A 22,935-nucleotide genomic window follows, 5' to 3' on the forward strand; every position below is an offset into this window, starting at 1 on the left:
CGCTCGTCACCCCGAAGTTCCCGTTCCACTCGTCCTCGTCATGCTGCGAATCTGGCGGGCCGCCACCGACAGCGTCGCCAAATCGTGCTCACCGCTTTCGTAGAGCTCGGTCAACGTGCGACGCGCGCGGGTGACCCTGTTGCTGTTGGTCATCTCCCACTCGGCGATCTTCTCCTCGCCGTTCTCGTCCGGTTCGCCCACAGCCAGCACGTCGAAGCTCAGCGCGCGCAACGAGCCGTAGATGTCGTCACGAATTGCCAACCGCGCCAACGAATGCCAGCGATCATCGCGGGAGAGCCGCGACACCGCGGTGAGTAGACCGTCGGTGCCCAGGTGATCCATCAGCGCGAAGTAGGTGTCCGCCACCTCCGCCGGCTCGCGGTCGACGATGTCGGCGATGTCGATGACATCGAGCAGGCTGAACTGGTAGAGCCCGGTGGCCACCTGGAACGCGAGTTCCTCGGACACCCCCTGCCCGCTGAACTCCCCCGCCTCCTTCATCACGATCGCCCGGTCGTCGCCGCGCAACCACTCCGACATCTGCGGCGTCAGCGCGGCCACCTTGTCGGCGAAGCGGTTGATCTCGGCCCCCACCGCCAGCGGCTGGGGGCGGTAGTTGAGCAGCCAGCGCGCGGCGCGGTCGATCAGACGGCGCAGGTCCAGCGTCATGCGATCTGTCACGGCCACCGACACGCCGTCCACCCCGGCGGCGCGGATACGCCGCCACACCTGGCCGACGCCGAAGATCGCGTCGACGGCCACGAAGCTGCGCACCGCGTCGACCGACGACACCCCGACGTCCTCGGCGACGCGGTAGGCGAACGAGATGCCCGCGGTGTCGACGACGTCGTTGACGAGCATGGTGGCGACGATCTCGCGGCGCAGCTGATGCGAGCGGATCTCGGTGGCAAACCGATCCCTCAGCGTCGTCGGGAAGTACGACGGCAACCGCGACGCGAACACCTCCTGGTCGGGCAGGTCGCCGGCGAGCAGGTCGTCTTTGAGCGCCAGCTTGACGTGCGCCATCAGGGTAGCCAATTCCGGTGAGGTGAGCCCGATTCCGGCCTCGGTGCGCCGCCGGATCTCCTTCTCCGACGGCAGGGCCTCGAGCTCACGATTCAAGCCGCGCTCGTCGACGAAGTCCTTGATCATCCGGGCGTGCACCGACAGCATGCTGGCGGCGTTGGCGCGGCTCGTGCCCATCAGATCGTTCTGACTCTCGTTGTCCGCGAGGACGAGTCGGCCCACCTCGTCGGTCATCGACAGCAGAAGCTCGGTGCGATCCTCGGCGGTGACCTTGCCGGCCGTGACCAGCGAGTCGATGAGGATCTTGATATTGACCTCGTGATCGGAGCAATCGACGCCCGCGGAGTTGTCCAGCGCGTCGGTGTTGATCCGGCCGCCGACGAGGTCGAATTCGATGCGGCCCAGCGACGTCACACCCAGGTTGCCGCCTTCACCGATCACCTTGGCGCGCACCTGGTTTCCGTTCACCCGCACCGCATCGTTGGCCCGGTCGCCCACATCGGACTCGATCTCGGCCTTGACGTAGGTACCAATCCCGCCGTTGAACAGCAAGTCGGCCGGCGTCTTCAGGATCGCCCGCATCAGGGCGGGCGGCGTCAGCTCGGTGACGCCGTCGTCGATGCCCAACGCCGCCCGCGCTTCGGCGCTGATCGGGATCGACTTCTGCTCGCGGCTGTAGACGCCGCCACCGGCGCTGATCAGCGAGGTGTCGTAGTCCTCCCACGACGAGCGCGGCAGCTCGAACAGGCGCTTGCGCTCCTGCCACGACCGCGCTGCGTCGGGGTCGGGGTCGATGAAGATGTGCCGATGGTCGAAGGCGGCGAGCAGCCGGATGTGCTCGGAGAGCAGCATGCCGTTGCCGAACACGTCACCACTCATGTCGCCCACCCCGACAACGGTGAAATCCTCACTCTGGGTGTCGATTCCCATTTCGCGAAAGTGCCGCTTCACCGACTCCCAGGCACCCTTGGCGGTGATGCCCATCGCCTTGTGGTCGTAGCCGACCGAGCCGCCGGAGGCGAACGCGTCGCCCAGCCAGAACCCGTAGGACTTCGCGACGTCGTTGGCGATGTCGGAGAACGTCGCGGTGCCCTTGTCCGCGGCGACGACGAGGTAGGCGTCGTCGCCGTCGCGGCGCACCACACCCTCGGGGATGACGATCGCGCCCGAGGACTTGTCGACGTTATCGGTCAGGTCCAGCAGCCCGGCGATGAACAGCCGGTAGCAGGCCACACCCTCTTCGCGGGTGGCGTCACGGTCGACCGCCGCGTCCCCGGTGAGCGCCGGTGGCCTCTTGACCACGAAACCGCCCTTCGCGCCGACGGGCACGATCACGGCGTTCTTCACCGCCTGCGCCTTGACCAGGCCGAGGATCTCGGTGCGGAAGTCCTCCCGGCGATCCGACCAGCGCAACCCGCCGCGGGCGACGAACCCGAACCGCAGGTGCACGCCCTCGACCCGCGGCGAGTACACGAAGATCTCGAATTTCGGCCGCGGCAAGGGCAATTCGTCGATCAACTCCGAGTTCATCTTCAGTGACAGCACATTGCGTTCACGCGCCGAACCCGCCCGCGTCACGAAGTAGTTCGTGCGCAGCGTCGCCTGGATCATCGAGGCGAACGCCCGCAGCACCCGGTCGGTGTCGAGGCTGACCAGAGCGTCGATGTCGGCGGCCACCGCCGCGGCCGCCGCCTGGGCATCGCGGCGGACGTCGGTCTGGTTCTGCTCAGGCGAGCTGAACACCGCAGGATTGAATAAGGCCTCGAACAGCTCGACCAGCGAGCGGGCGGTGCCCGCGTTGTTGTTCAGAGTGTCCTCGATGTGGGACTGGCTGTACGAAAAGCCGGCCTGTTTCAGGTATTTCGCGTAGGCCCGCAGCACCGTCACCTGTTGCCATGTCAGACCGGCCCGCAGCACCAGCTCGTTGAACCGGTCGATCTCGCAGTTGCCGTGCCAGATCGCGGTGACGGCATCGGCGAACCGCTGCGCCGTCGCGTCCCGTTCCGGCCCCGGCCCGGTCATCGGGATGCCGTGGTGCGGCGACACCTTGAACTGGTAGATCCACACCGGCAGACCGTCGGGCCGCGTGACCGTGAACGGCCGCTCCTCGAGCACCGTCACGCCCATCGACTGCAGCATCGGAAGCAGACGACTCAGTGACGCCGACTGGCCGCCGAGGTACCAGATCAGATTCGAGATGCCGTCGACGGCGGTGTTCTCGGTGTCGTCGAGTACGAGCTTGACGGAGTTGTCCCCCAGCTGCTCGATGATCTCGATGTCGGTCAGAGCGTGCAGCGGGTTGACTGCCTGCTTGTAGACCTCCGGGAACGCAGCGGCGTAGTGCTCTGCGATGCCCTGATCGATCGACGCCGTCCGAACCGCACCGAGCATCCGGTCCGCCCACGTGCGCGCAGCCTCGGTGAGCAGATCCTGGATGCGCGATTCGTTCTCGTCGGAGACATCGACATCCGCGACGCGCGACCCCTCCGGCAACCGGACCGTGAAATGCACGAGCGCCCAAGGTGATTCGCTCACTCGCGCGGCGTAGTCGATGCTGATGCCGCCGAGTTCGCGGACCAGGATGTCCTGCATCTCCAGACGCACCGCGGTGGTGTAGCGGTCACGCGGCAGATACACCAGGCACGACACGAAGTGGGCCAGTGGATCGGCCCGCATGAACAACAGCGTGCGTCGACGCGAGCCGAGGTCGACGACGGCCATCGCCATGTCGAGGAGGTCGCGGGCGGACAGCGCGAACAGTTCCGAGCGCGGGATGGTCTGGATGATGTCGAGCAGAAGCTGCCCCGGGTGACTGGGATCGCGGTGGGCCATCGCGAGCGCATCGTTGACACGACGGGAGATCAACGGGATCTCGAGCACATTGGCGTTCATGGCGGCGACGGTGAACAGTCCGACGAAACGGTGCTCGACGGCCGCGGCGTCGGCGCTACCGTCCTCGGCCTGCTCGCGCACCACGATGATCTGCGGGTAGGCGCCGTAGCGCAGGAAGCTCGGGATCGTCGCCTGCGCCAACGCCAGCAGTTCGTCCTTGTTGGTCAGCTGGGGCAGAACGTCTTGGCGCAGCCGCAGCACCCCGAGACGGCTGGCGGCGTCGACGGTGGCGTGCCCGTCACGCACGGGGCAGCGCTGGTAGCCCAGCAGAACGAAGTGGCCGTCGGCGAGCCAGCGCAACAGCGCCGCGACATCCTTGCGGTCGGTGCTCGGGAAGCGCCGACCGGTGTCGCTGTCGAGTTCGGCGGCCAGCCCGCGCAGCGTCGCACCCATGCTCTGCGAATCCAGCGCGACCTGGCGGGCGTCGGCGAGAACCCGGGGCAGGAGCCGTTCGGCCTCGGCCAGCGCGCGCCGGTCGACGGCGCTGGAGAGTTGCACGTGCACCCAGGTCTCGTCGACGCCGTCACCGAATGTCGCTTCCGAGGACGGCACGATGTCGAGGAGTTCCCCGCCCGCGCCGCGGCGCACCCGGAACACCGGATTCATGATCGCCTTGTAGGCGACCCCGACGCGGTGCAGCAGCACCGTCACCGAATCCATCAGCATCGGCGCGCTGTCGGTGATGACCTGAAGCGCCGGGCCGAACCCGCCGGGTTCGTCGGCGCGGTAGACGGCGACCAGCGTCGCTCCGGCAGACCGCTGGCGGCCGAGCTGGTACTGCGCCTCCACCATGGCCGACATGCCGTCGGACGGGCTGCGGAGAGGACCGGTGACGGCCCCCTCCGAGCCGGGCGCACCGCCGTGGGGCCCCCGATAGGTCTGCAGGTACGCGGGGATCAATCGATCGATCGCCTCAGGGGTCAGGTCTTTCTCAGTTGCCCCGATCGCACCGGGATTCAACGACATCCGCCGCTCCTCCAGTCACACGCTGCGGACCTGCCGCCGTTGGCTGCGACCGGTCGCACAAGCGGTCGGTCACGTGGTCCGCAGAACGAGACTATCCTCGCGTGAGCTTGCGGTGGGTGACCCTGTGCGGACGCGCTGCATCCGCACCGAGTCGCTCCACCTTGTTCTCCTCGTAGCCGCCGAAGTTGCCCTCGAACCAGAACCATTTGGCCTCGTTGTCGGTGTCGCCCTCCCACGCGAGGATGTGGGTGCAGGTGCGGTCCAGGAACCAGCGATCGTGGGAGATGACCACGGCGCAGCCCGGGAACTGCTGGAGCGCGTTCTCCAGCGAGCTCAGCGTTTCCACGTCGAGGTCGTTGGTGGGCTCGTCGAGAAGGATCAGGTTGCCGCCCTCTTTGAGCGTCAACGCCAGGTTCAGCCGGTTGCGCTCACCTCCGGAGAGCACGCCCGCGGGCTTCTGCTGGTCCGGGCCCTTGAAGCCGAACGCCGACACGTAGGCCCGCGACGGGATCTCGTTCTGCCCGACCTCGATGTAGTCCAGGCCGTCGGAGACCACCTCCCAGACGGTCTTCTTCGGGTCGATGCCGGCGCGGCTCTGGTCGACATAGCTCAACTTGACGGTCTCACCGACCTTGACGGTCCCGCTGTCGGGCTGCTCGAGCCCGACGATCGTCTTGAACAGCGTGGTCTTGCCGACACCGTTGGGGCCGATCACGCCGACGATGCCGTTGCGCGGCAACGTGAACGACAGGTCCTTGATCAACTGCCTGCCATCAAAACCCTTGTCGAGGTGCTCGACCTCGACCACGACGTTGCCCAGACGCGGGCCGACGGGGATCTGGATCTCTTCGAAATCGAGCTTGCGGGTCTTCTCGGCCTCGGCGACCATCTCCTCGTACCGGGTCAGACGGGCCTTGCTCTTGGCTTGGCGGGCCTTGGCGCCCGAGCGCACCCATTCCAGTTCGTCCTTGAGCCGCTTCTGCAGCTTGGCGTCCTTACGGCCCTGAACGGCGATGCGCTCGGCCTTCTTCTCCAGGTACGTCGAGTAGTTGCCCTCGTACGGATAGGCGCGGCCGCGGTCGAGTTCGAGGATCCACTCAGCGACGTTGTCCAGGAAGTACCGGTCGTGGGTGACGGCGAGGATGGCGCCCTTGTATTCGGCGAGGTGCTGTTCGAGCCACAGCACACTCTCGGCGTCGAGGTGGTTGGTCGGCTCGTCGAGCAGCAGCAGGTCGGGCTTGGACAGCAGCAGCTTGCACAGTGCGACGCGGCGCTTCTCACCACCGGAGAGGTGGGTCACCGGCTCGTCGGCGGGTGGGCAACGCAGCGCGTCCATCGCCTGTTCGAGCTGGCTGTCGATGTCCCATGCGTCCGCGGCGTCGAGCTCCTCTTGGAGCTTGCCCATCTCGTCCATGAGCTCGTCGGTGTAGTCGGTCGCCATCAGCTCGGCGACCTCGTTGTACCGGTTGAGCTTGGCCTTGATCGCCACGCCCTCTTCGACGTTCTCGCGCACGGTCTTGGTCTCGTCGAGCTGGGGCTCCTGCATCAGGATGCCGACGGTGGCGCCCGGCGCCAGGAACGCGTCGCCGTTGTTCGGCTGGTCCAAGCCGGCCATGATCCGCAAGACGCTCGACTTACCGGCCCCGTTGGGGCCGACGACGCCGATCTTCGCGCCCGGAAGGAAGTTCAGGGTGACGTCGTCAAGGATGACCTTGTCGCCGTGCGCCTTGCGGACCTTCCGCATCGTGTAGATGAATTCGGCCATGCCTCTGATATCGCCTTTCTCAGGTCTTCGCGATCTGCGAGAGTCCGGGCCCATCCTAGGCGCGGCCGTGATGCCGGGTGACGGTGGCGGCGCTCGGAGCTACGCGGTGAGCGCCAATGCTTCACCCTCGCCGCTGCCCTCGTCGACGCTCGCGCCGGTGGAAGGCCCGATTTCGGTGTCGGTGTCGGAACTGCTCTCAGAGCCGGCTTCGGCGGGCTGCTCGGAATGGCGACGCTTGTCGATGCGGGCGATGCACCGCGCCAGGTCCGGCCCCACCGATGTGGCCCTGATCTCCAGCGACGACCGTCGGTTGCCGTCGCGGTCTTCATATTCGCTGGTGTACACGTTGCCAACAACGATCACCGCGTCACCCTTCCCCAGACCTGCCCCGACGCCGGTGACCAGGCGCCCCCAGCAGTTGACCGTCGCGTAGAGCGAATTGCCCGGCTCCCACGTGCCGTCGGAGGTACGCCGGCGTGAGTTGCTCGCGACGCGGAACTTGAACAGCTCCTGGTCACCGACCCAGCGGCGCTCAGGGTTGGTGACGATAGTGCCGACGACGGTGATCGGTGTTTCGAACATGGCGGTTCTCTTTCTCTGAAGCTGCGGCACGGGCACAGCGCCCGCGCCGTCGATGACACCGCCATTGACCGCCGCCGCACCGACACCTCAGCCGCCCGACTCCCGAGTGCACGGAGAAGCTGTGGATGGAACAGTCTTTGGGGATGGACCCCGTGAGAGCGTCAGCTGTCGGCGCGATCGCGGCGCGCCAGCTCGGCCAGCATCGCGTTGTATGCGGCCAGATCGGCGTCGTCGTCTCGGTCGGCAGCGCGGTCGAGCCGGCGTGCGGTCCGATCGTCGCTGCGCCGCCACTGCACGAACAGTGCGATCAACACCACCACGAGCGGCACCTCTCCGGCCGCCCAGGCGATGGCCCCGCCCAGACGCTGGTCGGCGAGCAGGTCGGTGTGCCACGGCAAGGCCAGGGAGCGGTAGAAGTCGCCGCCGATCGCGGTGTTGGTCCCCATCAGCACGACGCCGAAGAACGCGTGCAGCGGAAGCGAGGCGAACACCATCGCGAGCTTCGCGATCGGAGGCAATGGCCGCGGCGTCGGATCGACGCCGATCACGACCCAGTAGAACAGGTAGCCGCTGAGCAGGAAGTGCACGTTCATCGCCAGGTGCGCGGCGTGACTACCGACCACCGCGTTGAAGATCCCGCCGAAGTACAGCCCGTAGAACCCGACGATGAACAGGGCGGTCGCCACGAACGGGTTGGTCAGCAACCGAGACACCCGCGAATGCAGGGCCGTCAGCAGCCACTCCCGTGGTCCCGGCGGCGCATCTCGTCCCGCCGTCGGCAACGCCCGCAGCGCCATCGTGATCGGGGCGCCGAGCACGAACAGGATCGGCACCAGCATGGACAGCAGCATGTGCGCGATCATGTGCATGCTGAACATCGCCGGCATATAGCGGCCGAGGCCGGACGACGTCGTGAACAACAGCAGCAGGCAGCCGAGCAGCCAGGCCACCACACGGCCGGTCGGCCACGCGTCTCCCCGGCGACGCAGACGCCGGTACCCGGCCAGATAGACCGCGGCGAGGATCAGCGCGGCGGTGCCGAAGACCAGATCGAACCGCCAGTCGAAGAGCAGACGGGCGACGGTCGGCGGGCCGGCCAGGTCGTAGCCGATCTCCACCTCCGGGATGGACAGATTCGTGTCGAGGGGAGGCGGCGGAGGCGTGCGCCCGAGGGCGACGGCGATCCCGAACGTCAGCCCGAAGACCAGCGCTTCGATCAGCGCCAGTCGGATCAGTGCGCCGCGCGCCGGAGGGTCGGAGGCCAGCGCGACGATCCCGCGGCGACGCTGCTGCCACCCGAGGAGGCCGAGAGCGAGGAGCGCGGTCAGTTTCGCGAGCAGCAACCAGCCGTAACGGGTGTGGATCAGGTCCGCGGGCTGCACCCGCACCAGCGCGTTGATGACGCCGCTCGCCGCCATCGCGACGAAGCACCACAGCGCCACCGTCGAGAAGCGTCGTGCCGCGAGATGATCGTTTCGCCCAGATTCGCCGCGAAGCGCGTGCACCAGCAGCGCCAGGAGTCCGCCGGCCCACACCGCGCCTGCGATCAGGTGCACCAGGAGGCTGTTCGTCGCGATGTCATGCGATCCGCCCGAGGAGGAGTGGCCGGTGAGCGCCAACGGCAGCAGGGTGGCCAGCGAACCGGCGAACAGCACCGGTGTCCACGCCCAGCGCAGGACGGGAATGCTCACCACGGTCACCACCGCGGCGAACAGCGCGGTCCATCGCCACGCACCCGCGATGTCGATCAGGTCGGCGACCGACCAGATGTCGGCCGGACTCAGTCGCGTCGTCAGCGGCTGACCGCTGATGTCGGACACCGTCAGCGGCACCATCAGGACTGCGCACACCGTCCAGATGCCCGTTGCGGCGGTCCCGACGCGCAGCGCCCGGTAGCCGTCGACGTCGAGAACCCCGGTGGTCTGTGGCGCCACCAGGAACGCTGCGAACAGGAACGAGCCGGTCGCGACGACCGCGGCGATCTCGCCGGCCGCCTTGACGAACGGCAACCCGTAGGTGGTGACGGGCCCCGGGTCAGGCAGGCCCGTCGCGGTCAGCGCCTCGGCGAGCGACAGCGCCGACAACGCCGCTGCGGTCAGGCCCGCGAGCACCGCGACGCCGTAGAGCACCGGCCACACCGAGGCGCGACGCACCCGTGCGGGCGCGGCGGAGCCGGTGAGAGTCATGCATCCAGCGTATGACCTGCCCGCACGTGATCCGTCACACCGCCCGCTCACGCAGCCGGCGGCGGCTGCGCTCCCTCGCGATGAACTGCTTCCGGGCGAACCGGTCGACGGTGTTCATGTCGGCCAGGATGCCGCGCAGCTCGTTGCGGAAGTCTCGGCGCCGCTCCTCGAGATCGGCAGCGGGCTCGAGCAGATGTTTGTCGGCGGCGACCTGACGCGCGGTGGCGAACAACAGCGCCGACACCGACTCATTGCTCTGCACGCGGCCCTGCGCCATGTACTGCTCCCCCAGCCCCAGCGCCTTGGCCGTGAGGTCCTTCTCGGAGATATCAGCCGGCGCGTCGAGCAAGGCGTCGGCGACGATCTGATACGCCTCGAAGAACGGTCGCAGCAGCGGACCCGCGATCGTCGGCTTCTTGGCCAGCAGCAGGGCGTCGATACGGTCTCCCCCGGCGGCGACGTCGCTTTCCCAGTCGTCGTGCCACGACATCTCCTCGGCGACGTGCGCGCGGAACGCTGCGGAGTCGGCGAAGTAGAAGTCGAACTTCAACAGATCACGCAGGCGCATCACCTGTTCCCAGAACGCCGCGACCCGGTCGCCGTCGCTGCGCGCGGCGTACGCCAACGCCAGTTCGACCAGCGACGTCTCGAGGAACGCGTCGATTAACGAGTTCCGGTAGAACGCTGCTTCGAGCTCGTCCTGCGCCGCGATGTGCCAGACCGTCTCGCGACCGCCGTCCACGCGGGTCACCGGATGTCCGCCCGAGAGCGCGTCCAGCGCGGCGCGCACCCCGTCGGGGGTACGTAACCGCAAGGCGCTGTTGGTCATCGGGGTCTGCTTGCGCTCCAGATAGTCCAGCGAGTCCTGCAGCGTGTGGTGCAACTGGTCGAGGGTGAGCGCGACGCCGCGGGTCGACAGAAGCAGCGCGGACACCAGGCCGGTGGCGTTGACCGGAGTCACCTGCACGATGCGCCACGCCACTTCGAACGCCATCTTCTGCAAGGCAAGGCGTTTGGCCGCCTCGTCGGTGGTCATCGGGCCGTGCGGCTCGCCGAGGTACTCCCGCATCGACACCGCGCGCGGGAACCGGACGTAGATCTTGCCGTAGTTGCGTTCGCCTTGTGCACGAATGTAATTGACCAACCAGGACAGGCCTTCGGGCGTCTTCTCCCCGCCCCGTGCATAAGACGCGTATTCGGCGGTCTCGTGCAGTTGGTCGAAGCTGATCGACACCGGCTGCAGCAGGATGTCGTCGCTGCGGCCGTCGAGATACGCATCGGCCACGTACGCGAGCAGACCGAGCTTGGGCGGCAACATCTTTCCGGTGCGCGAGCGGGTGCCCTCGATCGCCCAGGCCAGGTTGAACCGCTTCTCGACGATGTAACCGACGAACTGACGCAGCACGTACTTGTACAGCGGGTCGTCGAGTTTGCGGCGCAGGAAGATCACGCCGGAGCGGCGCATCAGCGGACCCATCGCGCCGAACGACAGATTGATTCCCGCGAATGTGTGCACCGGCGGGAGCCGGTTCTCCTGCATCGCGACGGGCACGATCGCGCCGTCGAGATAGGACCGGTGGGAGAACAGCAGGACGGCCGGATGTGCCTCGAGCGCTTGGCGCATCACCTCGACCTCGGTGCGGTCGTAGTCGATGTTCGGGTCGAACCCGCGACTGAAGATGGCCCTACCCAGAGACGGGATCAGATCGACCGAGAACCGGCTCCAGCCGGTGCCCAACTCGTCGAGCATCTCGCCGGCCTTCTCGACGGTGGCACCGGGGATCTGCTCGAGCCCCTGCCGGAACCGGGCCGACGACAACACTTCCGGCTTGATCAGCCGGGGCGACTTGTACTCCGGGCCCAGCAGCCGCAGCTCCACCCGCTCGATGGCCAGGATTGCTCGCCTCAGTACGAACCGCGCGAATTCCCTGGGGTTTTCGGCGGTGGTGTTGTCGCTCCAGTTCTGGTGCAGTTCGGCGACCTTGGCCGGCTCGCCGGCGACGACGCGCGCACGCGACGGGTCCCTCTTGAGGATGCTGCGCTGCAACACCTTCGGAGGGCAGTAGGTGTCCCGACCCGAGAGCAGCGCGACCACTTTCGAGCGCGTCGGCAACCCGCCGGGCACCCAGAACACCCGCACCGGGACGACCGACCGGTCCTCGTCGGCTTCGAGCATCTCGACCAGGCGGGCGAGCACACCGGGCGGCGGATCGTCATCGGCGGGAAGCTTCAGTACTTCGATCTTGCTCTCGGGGTGTGCACTTCGCTGCTCGTTCAACCAGTCGGCGAGCAGCTCCTCCTCCGCGGGCGAGGACACCGACGCGAGGACGAGCGTGTCGTCGACGGCGGTGAATGCCGTGATGTCATCGGCGCGGACTTTCACGGCCGACCCTTGGCCGTGGGGGACGTCGTCGTCGACTTCGTGGCGGCCTTGGTAGCAGCCTTCTTCGCCGGCTGCTTCTTGGCCACCGCCTTCTTCGCCGGGGCCTTCTTGGCTGCCGCCTTCTTGGCCGGGGCCTTCTTTGCCGGCTTCTGCTGCCGCCGGTACAGCTCGGGCTCCGGCAGTTCGTCGTGCGGCCAGTCCTTCAGGGTGTCGAGGTAGAGCTGGCGCACTTCGGCGATGCGGTCGTCGAGATTCTCGTGGGTCCACCCGTTCACCGAAATCGGCGGGTAGACAACGACATCAACGGTGCCCGGGTTGAACGTGCTGGAGTCGCGAGCCGCGATCACCTCGGCGTTGCGGATCACGATCGGCACGATCGGGATGCCCACCGACATGGCGATACGGAACGGCCCCTTCTTGAATTCACCCACCTCGAAGGTGTCCAACCGCGTGCCCTCGGGGGCGATCAGGATGGACACTCCCTTGCGGGCGAGTTCCTCGACCTTCTTGAGACCCTCGACGGCCTTCTCCGGATCGTCACGATCGATGAACGCGGCGTCCATGATCCGGCCCATGGTTCCGACGATCGGGTCGTTCTCGAGTTCCTTCTTGCCCACCGAGGTGAAGTTGTCGCTGACGAGCCGGCCGGCGATCATCGGGTCGGCCTGGTTGCGGTGGTTGAAGATGAACACCGCGGGCCGCTCCGCGGTCAGGTTCTCCTCACCGAGCACGTTGAGATTGATGCCGACCGCGGTCATCAGCGTGCGGCTGAAAACCGAGGTGAAGAAGTTGACGCCGCTGCGCCGGTTGCGGGTGAGCAATCCGACGCCCAACGCACCCCAGGCCACCGGCACCATCGAGGCGATCCCGGCCGCGGTGCGCAGTTGCGCGACGGGGTTGGCGCCGCTGCGGCTGCTGAACCGCAGAATCGGCCAGCCGCGCTTGGCGGCGACCGCAGCCATCTTGCCCGCCGGGTTCGTGGGCCGCGGGTTGCCGACGAGGTACATCAGCGCGACGTCCTCGTCGCCGTCGGCGTAGAAGTAACTCTTCGACAGGTCGACGCCGTTGGCGGTGGCGAACTCTTGCACGGCGCGGGCTTTGCCCGGTCCCCAGATGATGGGTCGCTCGACTTCGCCGGTGATCAAACCGTTCTCGTCGGTCTCGAACTTGTTGCTGAGGATGTTGTCGATGCCGAGGAACCGGGCGACGGGCTCCACCTGGACGGTGAGCGCGGACGAGCTCAGCACGACGGTGTGGCCACGCGCCATGTGGGCGCGCACCAGCTGCCGCATCTCGGGGTAGATGCGGCCGACGATCTTCTGGGCGAACAGCCGCTCGGCCAGTTCGTCGATGTCCTCCACCGAGTTGCCGCGCAGCATCCGGGCGCCCTTGCCGATCAGGTCCTCGAACTCCGAGCGTCCCAGTTGATGATTGAGTCCGGCCTGGACCATCCCGATGAATTCACCCACCGACATCTGCCGCCGCCGCAATCGGTCCTGGGTCATCACCACGCCGGTGAACCCGGCGACCAGGGTGCCGTCGAGGTCGAAGAACGCGCCGACCTCGGGCCCTTCCGGGGAGGCTTCGATCTCGGCGACCGAACCCGGAAGGCGCATCTGGGGATTGTCAGGGCTCACTGTGCGGCACTTCCCTTCGTCGAGGCGGTCTCGGACAAGCGTGATGCAGACTCGTCGGTGAACGTCGCCGGGTGGGCGCGCCCCTCGCCGCCGAGCGCGAGAACTTCATCGAAGCCTGCCAGCAGACATCGCGCCAGCAGCGCTGGGTCGGTGACCGCGGCGCGGTCGTAGCGCGCGGTGACCGTGCAGTAGCCGGAGCGAGAGATCAGCACGACCATCATCGCCACGCCGGGCAGCGGGCCGAGTCCGTACTGCCGCAGGATCTGGGCACCGGCGATGAACGTCTCGCCGGCGTAGACCGGCACGTTGCTGGCCTGGACGTCGGAGTTCACGATGGAGCCGGCCATCGACTCCAGCACGCTGTCTGGCAATAGGGACACGACGGGCGCGATCGCACCGACCATGTCGAGCGCGCGCTCGTCGCGTTTACGCGTCATCTGCGTCCTGATGTTGCGGATGCGCACGGCAGGATCGGTGAGCCCGATCGGCGCGGCGAGGTTGACGCCGGCGAACCGGTTCCCGCCCGCGGGGTCGGCCTCGGAGCGGAGGTTCACCGGGACGGCCATCGGCAGAGTGTCGACGGGAACACCCTTGGCCTGGTGGTAGAGGCGCAGCGCACCACAGAGGCCGGCGAGGTACGCGTCGTTGATGGAGCCGCCGGCGGCTTTGGCCGCGCGGTGGAGGTCGCCGAACTCGATGTCGATGGCGTCGCTTCGGCTCGAGAGGGAGCGACGGCGCAGGAGCGGTGACGGATCGGCGACCGGGCCGATCACCCGGGCGCCGGACATCGCGTAGTCGATGACGCTGCCCAACCGCGACACCGGGTCGCGCACCACGTGGCCGACCGCCTGCGCCGCACCGAAGAGCGCGTCGCGCACACCGCCGGCGATGGTGCTGGGCAGGCGGGTGAGCCCCTGGCGCATGAGGTCGTTGGGCGACAGGTCGGCGGGGATCGGCAGCGGCGGCACCTGCTGTCTCGGCGGGTGACGTTCGAGGTCGTAGAGGTTCGCGAACATCTCGACCCCGCCCACCCCGTCTGTAACGGCGTGGCTGAGATGCACCATCAAGGCGGCCTGACCGTCATGCACCCCCTCGATCAGGGTCGCGGTCCACAGCGGTCGGGAGATGTCCAGTGGTGACTGCGCGGCCACCTCGGCCAGATCCATCACCTGCCGGAAGCTGCCCGGCTCGGGAACGCGGACGCGGCGGAGGTGGAAGTCGAGATTGAAGTCCGGGTCGACGACCCAGCGCGGCGCCGCAGTCGGCAGCGTCGGGATCACGACCTTCTGCCGCAGCCGCAGCACTTTGCGGGAGGCGGTGTCGAAGCGGGCGCGAAAGGTGTCCCAGTCGGGAGTGGTGTCGAGCAGTTCGACGGTCAGGATGCCGGAGCGGGTCCGCGGGTTGGCCTCACCGCGGTGCAGGATCTGGTCGAGCGGGCTGAGCTCTTCGGGGAGTCCAGCCGCGTCCAGGTCCGGCGGGTTAGGCATGGCCACCACGCTAGTCGGCTGCCCTGTGACACGGAGCGGCTTTAGGTGCTGCTCGCGATACACTCCTCGGGCGTTGCCTCCGTAGCTCAGTTGGATAGAGCAAGGGCCTTCTAATCCCTAGGTCGCAGGTTCGATTCCTGCCGGGGGCGCTTCCCGCTCTACTCGGCCGCTCTTACACCGCCAGCAGGTTCGGCCCCTGGTTGACCCCTGCCGACGTGGTCGGCAGCGTCACTTCCACGCTGTCGATGTGCACGAACCCGAATTGCGTGAAGTTCAGGAACGGCGTTGCCGTGGTGAAGATCTGCAGCTCCAATTCACTGCCGGGCGTCATCGTGTAGGCGATGTCCTCGAGATCGATCTCGGCGACCTGATCGCGGCCGTTGAGGGTGACCGGCACCGGCGAGACGATGTTCCCGACGACCAGCCCGGTGCTCTTGTCGACGACCTGGGCGTAGATGTGGCGACTGCTTCCCAGACCGCTGTAGTTGATCACCACGTGCGGGGCGCCGACGACATTCGCCTCCCCCTCTCCCGGATTGGTGAGCGGGATCGTGACCGCGTTGGTCGCGACCGACCCGGCGCCCAATCCGTACGGCAGCGGGATTTCCGGCTGCGGGCCCGAGCCGCCGATGAACGGGATGATCGGCAGCGTCTTGCCGGTGTTCCACACCGTCGCCGGCACCCTGCTCTCGGCGTCGTAGAAGTTGCTCGCCGTCGGCCGAGTGACCGATGCCCAGCGGTCGCCGTTCTGATCGGTCCACTCGAACGCGTACGGATCAGCCGGGATCGGAAGGTCCTTGACATAGCGCTGCATCCATACGGCGGTCTGGGTGAGGAACCACACGTCGTCGGCGTCGCCATTGCCCTGCCCGGGCAGGCAGGTGCCGTGGCCGCCGCAGTACCAGATCAGCTTCACGTTCGGGTTGTTGGCCATGTAGCCCATGTTGAGGATCGACTGATGCAGCGGGAACAGCACGTCGACGGTGCCCTGGATGATCAGGGTGGGGATCTTGATGTTGCGCACCGTCTGTCCCGGGCCGCTGTTCTGCAGCAGCTGGATCTGACTCGGAGTGAGGATGCCCAGCGAGGCGCCGGTGAGGATGCCGCCGTAGATCTGCGGGTTGATCCGCGCTCCGGTCTCGATCAGTCCGAGCAGTAGCAGTCCGGCGTACGACGTGCGGAATGCGCTGTGCGGGTAAAGAGAATCGGGCAGCGTGTTCCACGCCCAGCCGGGCGCGATGGCGTCGACCCTGTCATCGCTTGCAGCGGTGACGAATTGGATGCCGCCGCCATAGGAGACGCCGACCATGCCCATGGTGGGATCGCCGGCCTTGTCGAGTTGAACGCCGCTCTGCGTGGCCACCCAGTTGATCAGCTCGGTGACATCCTGGCCCTCGTACTGCGGGCTGTCGAGTTGCAGCAGGCCGCCGGAGGCGAATTCGCCGCGGGGGTCCCACGTGACGACGTTGTAGCCCAAGGAGCGGAACGTCGAGACGAAGGGGTCCGCCGGATCGGTCGCACCCGGCTCCGCCAATCCGGGTCCGTTGAAGATGGTCTCGTATCCCGGCGCTCCGAGGTCCGGCGAGCCGGCCAGCGCCGGGAAGAAGTTGGTGCTGATCTTCGTGCCGTCCCAGGACGTCACGAACGTGGTGAAGGCGATCGGCGCACCCGCACGCAGGCCGGTGATGTCGACCGAGATGTCCTGCAGCTCAGCGGTGCCGAGCAGGCCGGAGAGGACACCCGCCTGCTGCAGCCGCTGGACGACCGGCGTGATGAGACTCGAGCCGATGATCGGCAGGCCGGTGATCGCGGTGGTGAAGTTCGTGTTCTGGGCGACGAGCACCGAGAAGGTCTCGATGCCGCTCGGTCCGTTGGTGGCAGTCTCGTCGGCGTACGGCAGGAAACGGAACGCCCCGGTCGTCGCGTCAAGCGTGAGCTTGCCGCCGTTGCTCGGGCGATCGATGACCGTGTAGGTCGAGCCATCGGCGGTAGTGCACGTCATGCCCACGACGCAGCCGCCGATGACGCCCTGGACGACCTGGACGGAATAGTCGTCGATAGCCGCGAGCGCGGACTCCCGGCGAGCGCCGGCGAGCAGCACGAGATCCGACAGCGAGCCACCGACCGGTGCCGATCCGTTGCCCGACGACGCCGGGCTGAGCGCCCGGTCGAGCGCAGACAGCAGGCCGGACACGACCGTCTGAGCCGGTGCCTGTTGGGCAGCCGGCGTCCACAGCGTGGTCTGCACCCGAGGTTCGGTGACCTGCTGGCGGCCCGCAACCGCGCGGGGGGTCTGCAGCCAGGACAGCACGCGGGGTTGTTCGGCGGAGGGCTCGGTGTCGACGGAGGAGGTCGAGACCTCGTCGACCTTCGGCGAATCCTGCTGCTGCGTAACGGTTTCGTGCCGCTTCTGACGGCGCCCGCCGGATGTCTCATCGGCCTCGTCGGCGCGCTCCGCTCGGGCGTCGGCCCGCTTCTGACGTTCTTCGGCCACCCGGTCGGCGATGCCCTTGACCGTGTCGGACAGCGATGTGCGCTCGGTGCTCCGATGCTTGCCCAGAGGCCGCTTGTCGAGCGTGACCGTATCGCCGCGTACGGAGTCCCCTGGGGAGGACACCGACGATGACGCTGGCGACGTCGACGACTCGGTGTCGTCGGCGTAGGCGACGCCCTGCCCGGTGATGATCGCGGTTCCCACCCCCAGGGCGATTGCAAGACCACCCACGCGACCGACATAGCTAGCAGCACTCATGACCAGGACCTCCGCTGTACCTCGGAACCGGGGCAGACACTACGCCGGCGTCCACATGATCAAAGCGAAATCCAGCCACTGATTTGTGACGGCGTCAATTGTCCGAACCTGACACTTTTCCGCCTCCGGCACAACGCTATTGACATCGCACGTGACCTCTCCTGCGCACGCCCGCCCATGCCTAGCGAACTCCGTTCGGCGGTTGACAACGCAGACGCCGGCGGGACCGGCGCTCCAACATGTCCTCGACGAGCGATCTCCGGCAAACCACATGCCATGCGTTCTGGGATACGGTGACCTCCGAACGTTCCGGAGGGGGAATGGGGAGCATGAAGAGATCTCGCACGAGCGGCCGGATCAGAGCCGGCGCCATCACGAGCGCTGCAGTTGGCGTCGTGGCAACGGTCGGAGGCGTCGCCGCCGTCGCCCCGCAGGCCTTCTCAGCCCTTCCTGTCGACCTGACCGCGCTCATCGTGGTCGGCAGCTCGACACACCCCGACGGCAGTGGCAACGAGGACTTCTTCGGCGGCCTGTTCAACCAGGCGCCGTACAACCCCGGCGGCCAGCCGGGGCCCGACCTGGTCGGCGTGCCGTTCGGCGGGGGTCCGAAAGCGATCGACGCGGCGCTGCGAGCGCACTCCGGCGAGGAGAACGCGGTCCTGGCGTCTGGCTGGGGTGCCGCCAACGCCAGCGTAGTGCTGACCCGCCAGGACCGCGACGACGATCCGGCGTTGCCGTCCACCGTGTTCGTCCTCGACAACAACGTGTCCCGCCCCGACGGCGGCTTCGGGACGCGCTACCCGTGGTTCTCGCTGATCGGGGTGAATCCGTTCCCGTCGCCCATCGACACCGCCGCCAAGGCCGTCATCGACATCGCCTATCAGTACAACTACAACTCCAACGCACCCGCGGATCTGCTCAACCTCGTCGCGCACGTCAACTCGCTGGTCGCCTACCTGTACGGCTACCGGGAGCAGGATCAGATCGACCTGCCGGTGGACAACGAGGGTCGGCCGACCGTCTCCTGCGGCGGCGCGAACACCTGCGCGGTGCTGGCCAGCGGCGCCGAGGCAATGCCGTGCGACGACGCGCGATGCGACGCTCCCGACGGTGACCGTGTGGTCGCCTACGTGACGACGCGCGGGAACACGACCTACGTCACCTACACCACCGAAGAGTTGCCGTTGGCGCGCCTGATTCGCGACGTGGTGCCCTTCGGGAACGCGATCGCCGATGTCAGCGAGCCGTTGTTGAAGGTCATCGTGGATTCGGCGTACTACGACAACAATCCGATCCCGTCCGACCCGAGCCGCTACCGCCCGGCGCGCCTGATGCCGACGGTCGGCGAGCTGGCCGATACCGTGTCCAAGGTGCCGGGAGCCATCCGGGACGGCCTGAAAGCACTGTCGGACAAGGACTCCGACGAGGACGACGTCGAGACGTCCGACAAAGCCGACAAGGCGACCGCCGCGGAGACGCGCCGTGAGCGGCGGCTGGAGCGGATCCGCGCGCGGGCCGCTGCACGCGAAGAGGCCGCAGACCAGTCGAAAGTCACTGAACCCAAACAGGACTCGACGACCTCGGCCGACTCGCGGGACGCCGCAGATGGAGACGGCACCGGCACCGCGGATTGAGGCGGATGACCGAGTACTGGAATCACAACACCGCCTACCACCCGTGGGTGCTCGCGTTCGCCCGCGGCCGTGACGTCCTCGACGTGGGGTGCGGTGACGGTCTGCTCGCCGAGCGCCTGGCGCCCGTTGCCCAGTCGGTTGTCGGTATCGATCCCGATGCCGGGGCGATTCGACGGGCACGCGCCAGGCTGGCAGACGTCGACGGGGTGTCGATCATCGAGAGCACCTTCGCCGACTATGCCGCAGCGGATGCACGTTTCGACCTGATCACCTTCGTCGCAAGCCTGCACCATCTCGACCTGCGCACCACACTGGAAGCTGCCCGCGACATGGTGCGGCCCGGCGGCGAACTCGCGGTGGTCGGACTGAGCGCGAACACCACCGTGACCGACTGGCTGTGGTCGGCGCTGCATCTGCCGGCTGTGCGCGTGGGGTCGCGGTGGCACCACGAGACCCGGGACATCGGGGTGGCCGTCGCGAGTCCCCGCGAGAACCTGGCCGAGATCCGTCGCATCGCCGCCGAGGTGTTGCCGGGTGTGCACATCCGCCGCGCGCTGTACTACCGCTACCTGATGCGGTGGGAGAAGCCGCGCGGCGACTGACTCACTTGTCGGTGGCAGTCGCGCTGAGCCGGACCAGCTCGGAGAGAACATCTTGGCCTCATTCGCACCGTGCGTCCGTATGGTCACAGCGCGGGCCATTCTTGTCGGTGGTTCGAACTAGTGTTCGAGTCATGGATGTGGTTGCGGACGCGATAGGGGTGATGCGGGGCCAGGTGGCGATCCTGCAGGACGCCTGCGACGCGTTGTCGCATCGCGAGCTGGTGGCCTTGATGGCTGAGGTGACGACGTTGGTCCGCACCGTGCCGGTGTTGGAGCATCAGATCCTGGCTCGGTTGGTGGCCGAGACGGAGCCGCGGCGGTTGGGTGAGGCGTCGTGGAAGAAGGTGCTGACCACCGCGCTGCGGGTCTCCGAACGCGACGCCAAACGCCGCCTGGCTGAGGCCGCGGCGTTGGGTCCGCGGCAGGCGTTGACCGGGGAGGCGTTGGCGCCTCGGTGGGAGGCCACCGCGGCCGCGCAGGCCGCGGGCGCCCTGGATGCCGATCATGTCGCAGTCATCAGCAAGTTCCATGATGGGTTGCCGGTGTGGGTCGATGTGGACACCCGCACGGCCGCCGACCGGCAGTTGGCGTCGCTCGGCGCAGGGTTGACGCCGGGGGATCTGCGCAAGGCGGCGGATCGGTTGGCGGCGATGATCGACGCCGACGGTCCCGAACCCACCGACGCCGACCGCGCCCGCCGGCGGGGCATTCAGTTGGGTGCCCAGCAGGCCGACGGGATGAGCCGGCTCACCGGCTGGATCACCCCGGAGTTCCGGGCGCACTACGAGGCGATTCACGCCAAACTCGCCGCACCGGGCATGTGCAACCCCGACGACGAAAAGCCCTGTGTCGAGGGCGAACCCGCACCCGAGCAGGCGCGATCTGATTCCCGCAGTGTGGCGCAACGCAATCACGATGCCTGGCTCGCGGTCGGACGGATGGCGTTGTCCTCCGTGGAGTTGGGGTCGCACAACGGGTTACCGGTCACGGTCATCGTCTCGACGACGCTGCAGGAGTTGGAGAAGGGTGCGGGGGTGGCGGTCACCGGCGGCGGGTCGCTGTTGCCGATGGCCGATCTGATCCGCCTGGCCTCCCACGCGCACCACTATTTGGCGGTGTTCGATCAGCACACCAATCAACCGCTGTATCTGGGTCGTACCAAGAGATTGGCGAGCCCGGCGCAGCGGATCGTGCTGCACTCCTCGGCGCGCGGCTGCACGAGACCTGGATGCTCGGTGCCCGGGTACTGGTCGCAGGTGCACCACGTCGAGGACTGGAAGACCGGCGGCCCCACCGACATCACCAACCTCACCCTCGCGTGCGGGCCCGACAATCGGATGGTCGAGAAGACCGGCTGGACCACCCGCATCAACCAGCGAGGCCAAGTCGAATGGCTCCCCCCACCCGACCTCGACACCGGGCAGCGCCGCACCAACGGCTACCACCACCCCCAACGCCACCTCCTGCCCGAAGACGACCACGGACCGTAGGCTGGCTCGCGATGAGCACTAGAGACGTCGACCGTCGGCTGAGCCCGCAGCCCGACACCGGATACGTCTACCGGACGGAGTGGCGCGTCGCGACGGGCGATGTCGGTGACGACCTCAACCTGCGCCTCGACGGGGTTGCCCGCTACATCCAGGAGGTGGGCGCCGAGAACCTCGTCGACGCGGGCGAAGCGGAAGAGCACCCGCATTGGCTCGTCCAGCGCACCGTGATCGATGTCATCGAGCCGATCGCCTTTCCCGACGAGGTGACGTTCAGTCGATGGTGTTCGGCGCTGTCGCTGCGCTGGTGCACCATGCGCGTGGATCTCGTCGGTAGCGACGGCGGCCGCATCGAGACCGAGGGTTTCTGGATCGCGATGAACGCCAAGACACTTACACCGCAACGCGCCACCGACACCCTGCTCGAGAAGTTCGGCACCACGACCACCGAACATCGCCTCAAGTGGCGACCATGGCTGACCAACCCCGACACGATCGAGAACTCCGCGCCATTTGCGTTGCGCCGCACGGATATCGATCTCTTCGAGCACGTCACCAACACCGCCTACTGGCACGCGATCCACGAGGTGATGGCTCTGGCACCCGAGGTGTGCACAGCGCCCTACCGGGCGGTCGTCGAGTATCGGAAACCGATCAAGTACGGCGAAGAGGTCACCCTCGGCTGGACTCGCGACGGCGACGACGTCCACATCGCGCTGACCGTCGACGACGACGTCAGGGCCGCGGCGCTGCTGCGCAGCCTGTAGTTACGCTGAGCCGATGTCCGATCTGGTACTGACCGAGGTCACCGACCGCGTCGCCGTCATCACCGTCAACGATCCCGACCGCCGCAACGCGGTCACCGCCGAGAGTTCGGCGGCGTTGCGCACCGCTGTGGAGGGCGCCGAGGCCGACCCCGGCGTGCACGCGGTGATCGTGACCGGTGCGGGGAAAGCCTTCTGTGCGGGTGCTGACCTGACCGCACTCGGCAAGGCCACCGAGGACGGGCTCCGGGTCATCTACGACGGGTTTCTCGCCGTCGCGGAATGCAGCCTGCCGACCATCGCCGCCGTCAACGGGCCAGCCGTCGGCGCCGGCCTGAATCTCGCGCTGGCCGCCGACGTGCGCATCGCCGGACCGGAGGCGCTGTTCGATCCTCGGTTCCAGAAGCTGGGCATCCATCCCGGTGGCGGAGCGACGTTCATGCTGCAACGCGCAATCGGGCCCCAGGCCGCCAGGGCCGCGCTGCTGTTCGGCATGCGTTTCGACGCCGAGGCAGCGGTGCGGCACGGGCTGGCGCTCGAGCTCGCCGACGATCCCGTCGCCGCCGCACGCGCCCTTGCTGCCGGCCCCGCGTCGGCGCCGCGGGATGTCGTCCTCGCGACGAAGGCGTCGATGCGCGCGACGTTCAACCCCGGGATCACCGACATGCATCAGCACCACATGGCCGTCGACGTCGAGATCGGCCCGCAGGCACGTTCGATCGAGTCTCCCGAGTTCGCCGAACGTCTGGCCGCCGCGAAGCGCAGGTGAACC

The 22,935-nt window shown here is 67.6% G+C and carries 13 protein-coding genes and 1 tRNA gene; 6 read left to right on the plus strand and 8 right to left on the minus strand.

All coding sequences use genetic code 11. From position 1 onward, the window contains the following. Positions 1-6: 6 nt before the first annotated feature. From ACZYYX_RS25880 to ACZYYX_RS25910, 7 genes are all read right to left on the minus strand, one after another. Positions 7-4,884: an NAD-glutamate dehydrogenase gene (locus tag ACZYYX_RS25880; RefSeq protein WP_463817629.1), complete on the minus strand. Its 4,878-nt coding sequence runs from the start codon at positions 4,882-4,884 to the stop codon at positions 7-9. 91 nt (positions 4,885-4,975) lie between these two features. Then, positions 4,976-6,649, minus strand: a complete 1,674-nt coding sequence (ettA, locus tag ACZYYX_RS25885; protein WP_463817630.1) for an energy-dependent translational throttle protein EttA — start codon at positions 6,647-6,649, stop codon at positions 4,976-4,978. Between the two features lie 99 nt (positions 6,650-6,748). Then, positions 6,749-7,231, minus strand: coding sequence for a single-stranded DNA-binding protein (locus ACZYYX_RS25890; RefSeq protein WP_463817631.1), 483 nt, complete (start codon positions 7,229-7,231; stop codon positions 6,749-6,751). Between the two features lie 161 nt (positions 7,232-7,392). Further along, positions 7,393-9,417 carry a bifunctional copper resistance protein CopD/cytochrome c oxidase assembly protein gene (locus ACZYYX_RS25895; protein WP_463817632.1) on the minus strand — a complete coding sequence of 675 codons (2,025 nt, stop codon included), beginning with the start codon at positions 9,415-9,417 and terminating at the stop codon, positions 7,393-7,395. Positions 9,418-9,451: 34 nt separating this feature from the next. Further along, positions 9,452-11,800, minus strand: coding sequence for a glycerol-3-phosphate 1-O-acyltransferase (locus tag ACZYYX_RS25900; RefSeq protein ID WP_463817634.1), 2,349 nt, complete (start codon positions 11,798-11,800; stop codon positions 9,452-9,454). Then, positions 11,797-13,416 carry an HAD-IB family hydrolase/lysophospholipid acyltransferase family protein gene (locus ACZYYX_RS25905; RefSeq protein ID WP_463817636.1) on the minus strand — a complete coding sequence of 540 codons (1,620 nt, stop codon included), beginning with the start codon at positions 13,414-13,416 and terminating at the stop codon, positions 11,797-11,799. The genes ACZYYX_RS25900 and ACZYYX_RS25905 overlap by 4 nt, the downstream gene beginning before the upstream one ends. A gap of 17 nt (positions 13,417-13,433) precedes the next feature. After that, entirely contained in the window at positions 13,434-14,924 is a 1,491-nt protein-coding gene (locus ACZYYX_RS25910) for a wax ester/triacylglycerol synthase family O-acyltransferase (RefSeq protein ID WP_463817638.1), read from the minus strand. A gap of 75 nt (positions 14,925-14,999) precedes the next feature. Between ACZYYX_RS25910 and ACZYYX_RS25915 the strand changes: the two genes are divergently transcribed. Continuing rightward, positions 15,000-15,073, plus strand: a tRNA-Arg gene (locus ACZYYX_RS25915). Between the two features lie 23 nt (positions 15,074-15,096). On the opposite strand, the gene ACZYYX_RS25920 is transcribed toward ACZYYX_RS25915, so the two are convergent. Then, complete coding sequence (locus ACZYYX_RS25920; RefSeq protein ID WP_463817639.1) at positions 15,097-17,676, minus strand: CocE/NonD family hydrolase; 2,580 nt, start codon at positions 17,674-17,676, stop codon at positions 15,097-15,099. A gap of 395 nt (positions 17,677-18,071) precedes the next feature. Between ACZYYX_RS25920 and ACZYYX_RS25925 the strand changes: the two genes are divergently transcribed. The 5 genes from ACZYYX_RS25925 to ACZYYX_RS25945 all read left to right on the plus strand — a co-directional run bounded on the left by ACZYYX_RS25925 (position 18,072) and on the right by ACZYYX_RS25945 (position 22,932). After that, positions 18,072-19,310: a PE-PPE domain-containing protein gene (locus tag ACZYYX_RS25925; protein WP_463817640.1), complete on the plus strand. Its 1,239-nt coding sequence runs from the start codon at positions 18,072-18,074 to the stop codon at positions 19,308-19,310. Between the two features lie 5 nt (positions 19,311-19,315). Continuing rightward, positions 19,316-19,912, plus strand: coding sequence for a class I SAM-dependent methyltransferase (locus tag ACZYYX_RS25930; protein ID WP_463817641.1), 597 nt, complete (start codon positions 19,316-19,318; stop codon positions 19,910-19,912). A gap of 131 nt (positions 19,913-20,043) precedes the next feature. Continuing rightward, a complete protein-coding gene (locus tag ACZYYX_RS25935; protein ID WP_463817642.1) occupies positions 20,044-21,402 on the plus strand; it encodes an HNH endonuclease signature motif containing protein in 1,359 nt (452 codons plus the stop codon). Between the two features lie 11 nt (positions 21,403-21,413). Then, a complete protein-coding gene (locus tag ACZYYX_RS25940; RefSeq protein WP_463817643.1) occupies positions 21,414-22,166 on the plus strand; it encodes an acyl-[acyl-carrier-protein] thioesterase in 753 nt (250 codons plus the stop codon). A 13-nt stretch (positions 22,167-22,179) separates the two neighbouring features. Next, positions 22,180-22,932 (plus strand): enoyl-CoA hydratase, encoded by a 753-nt coding sequence (locus ACZYYX_RS25945; RefSeq protein WP_463817644.1) that lies wholly within the window; start codon positions 22,180-22,182, stop codon positions 22,930-22,932. The last annotated feature ends 3 nt before the right edge of the window (positions 22,933-22,935 follow it).

The organism is Mycobacterium sp. IDUB_1 (assembly GCF_055419625.1).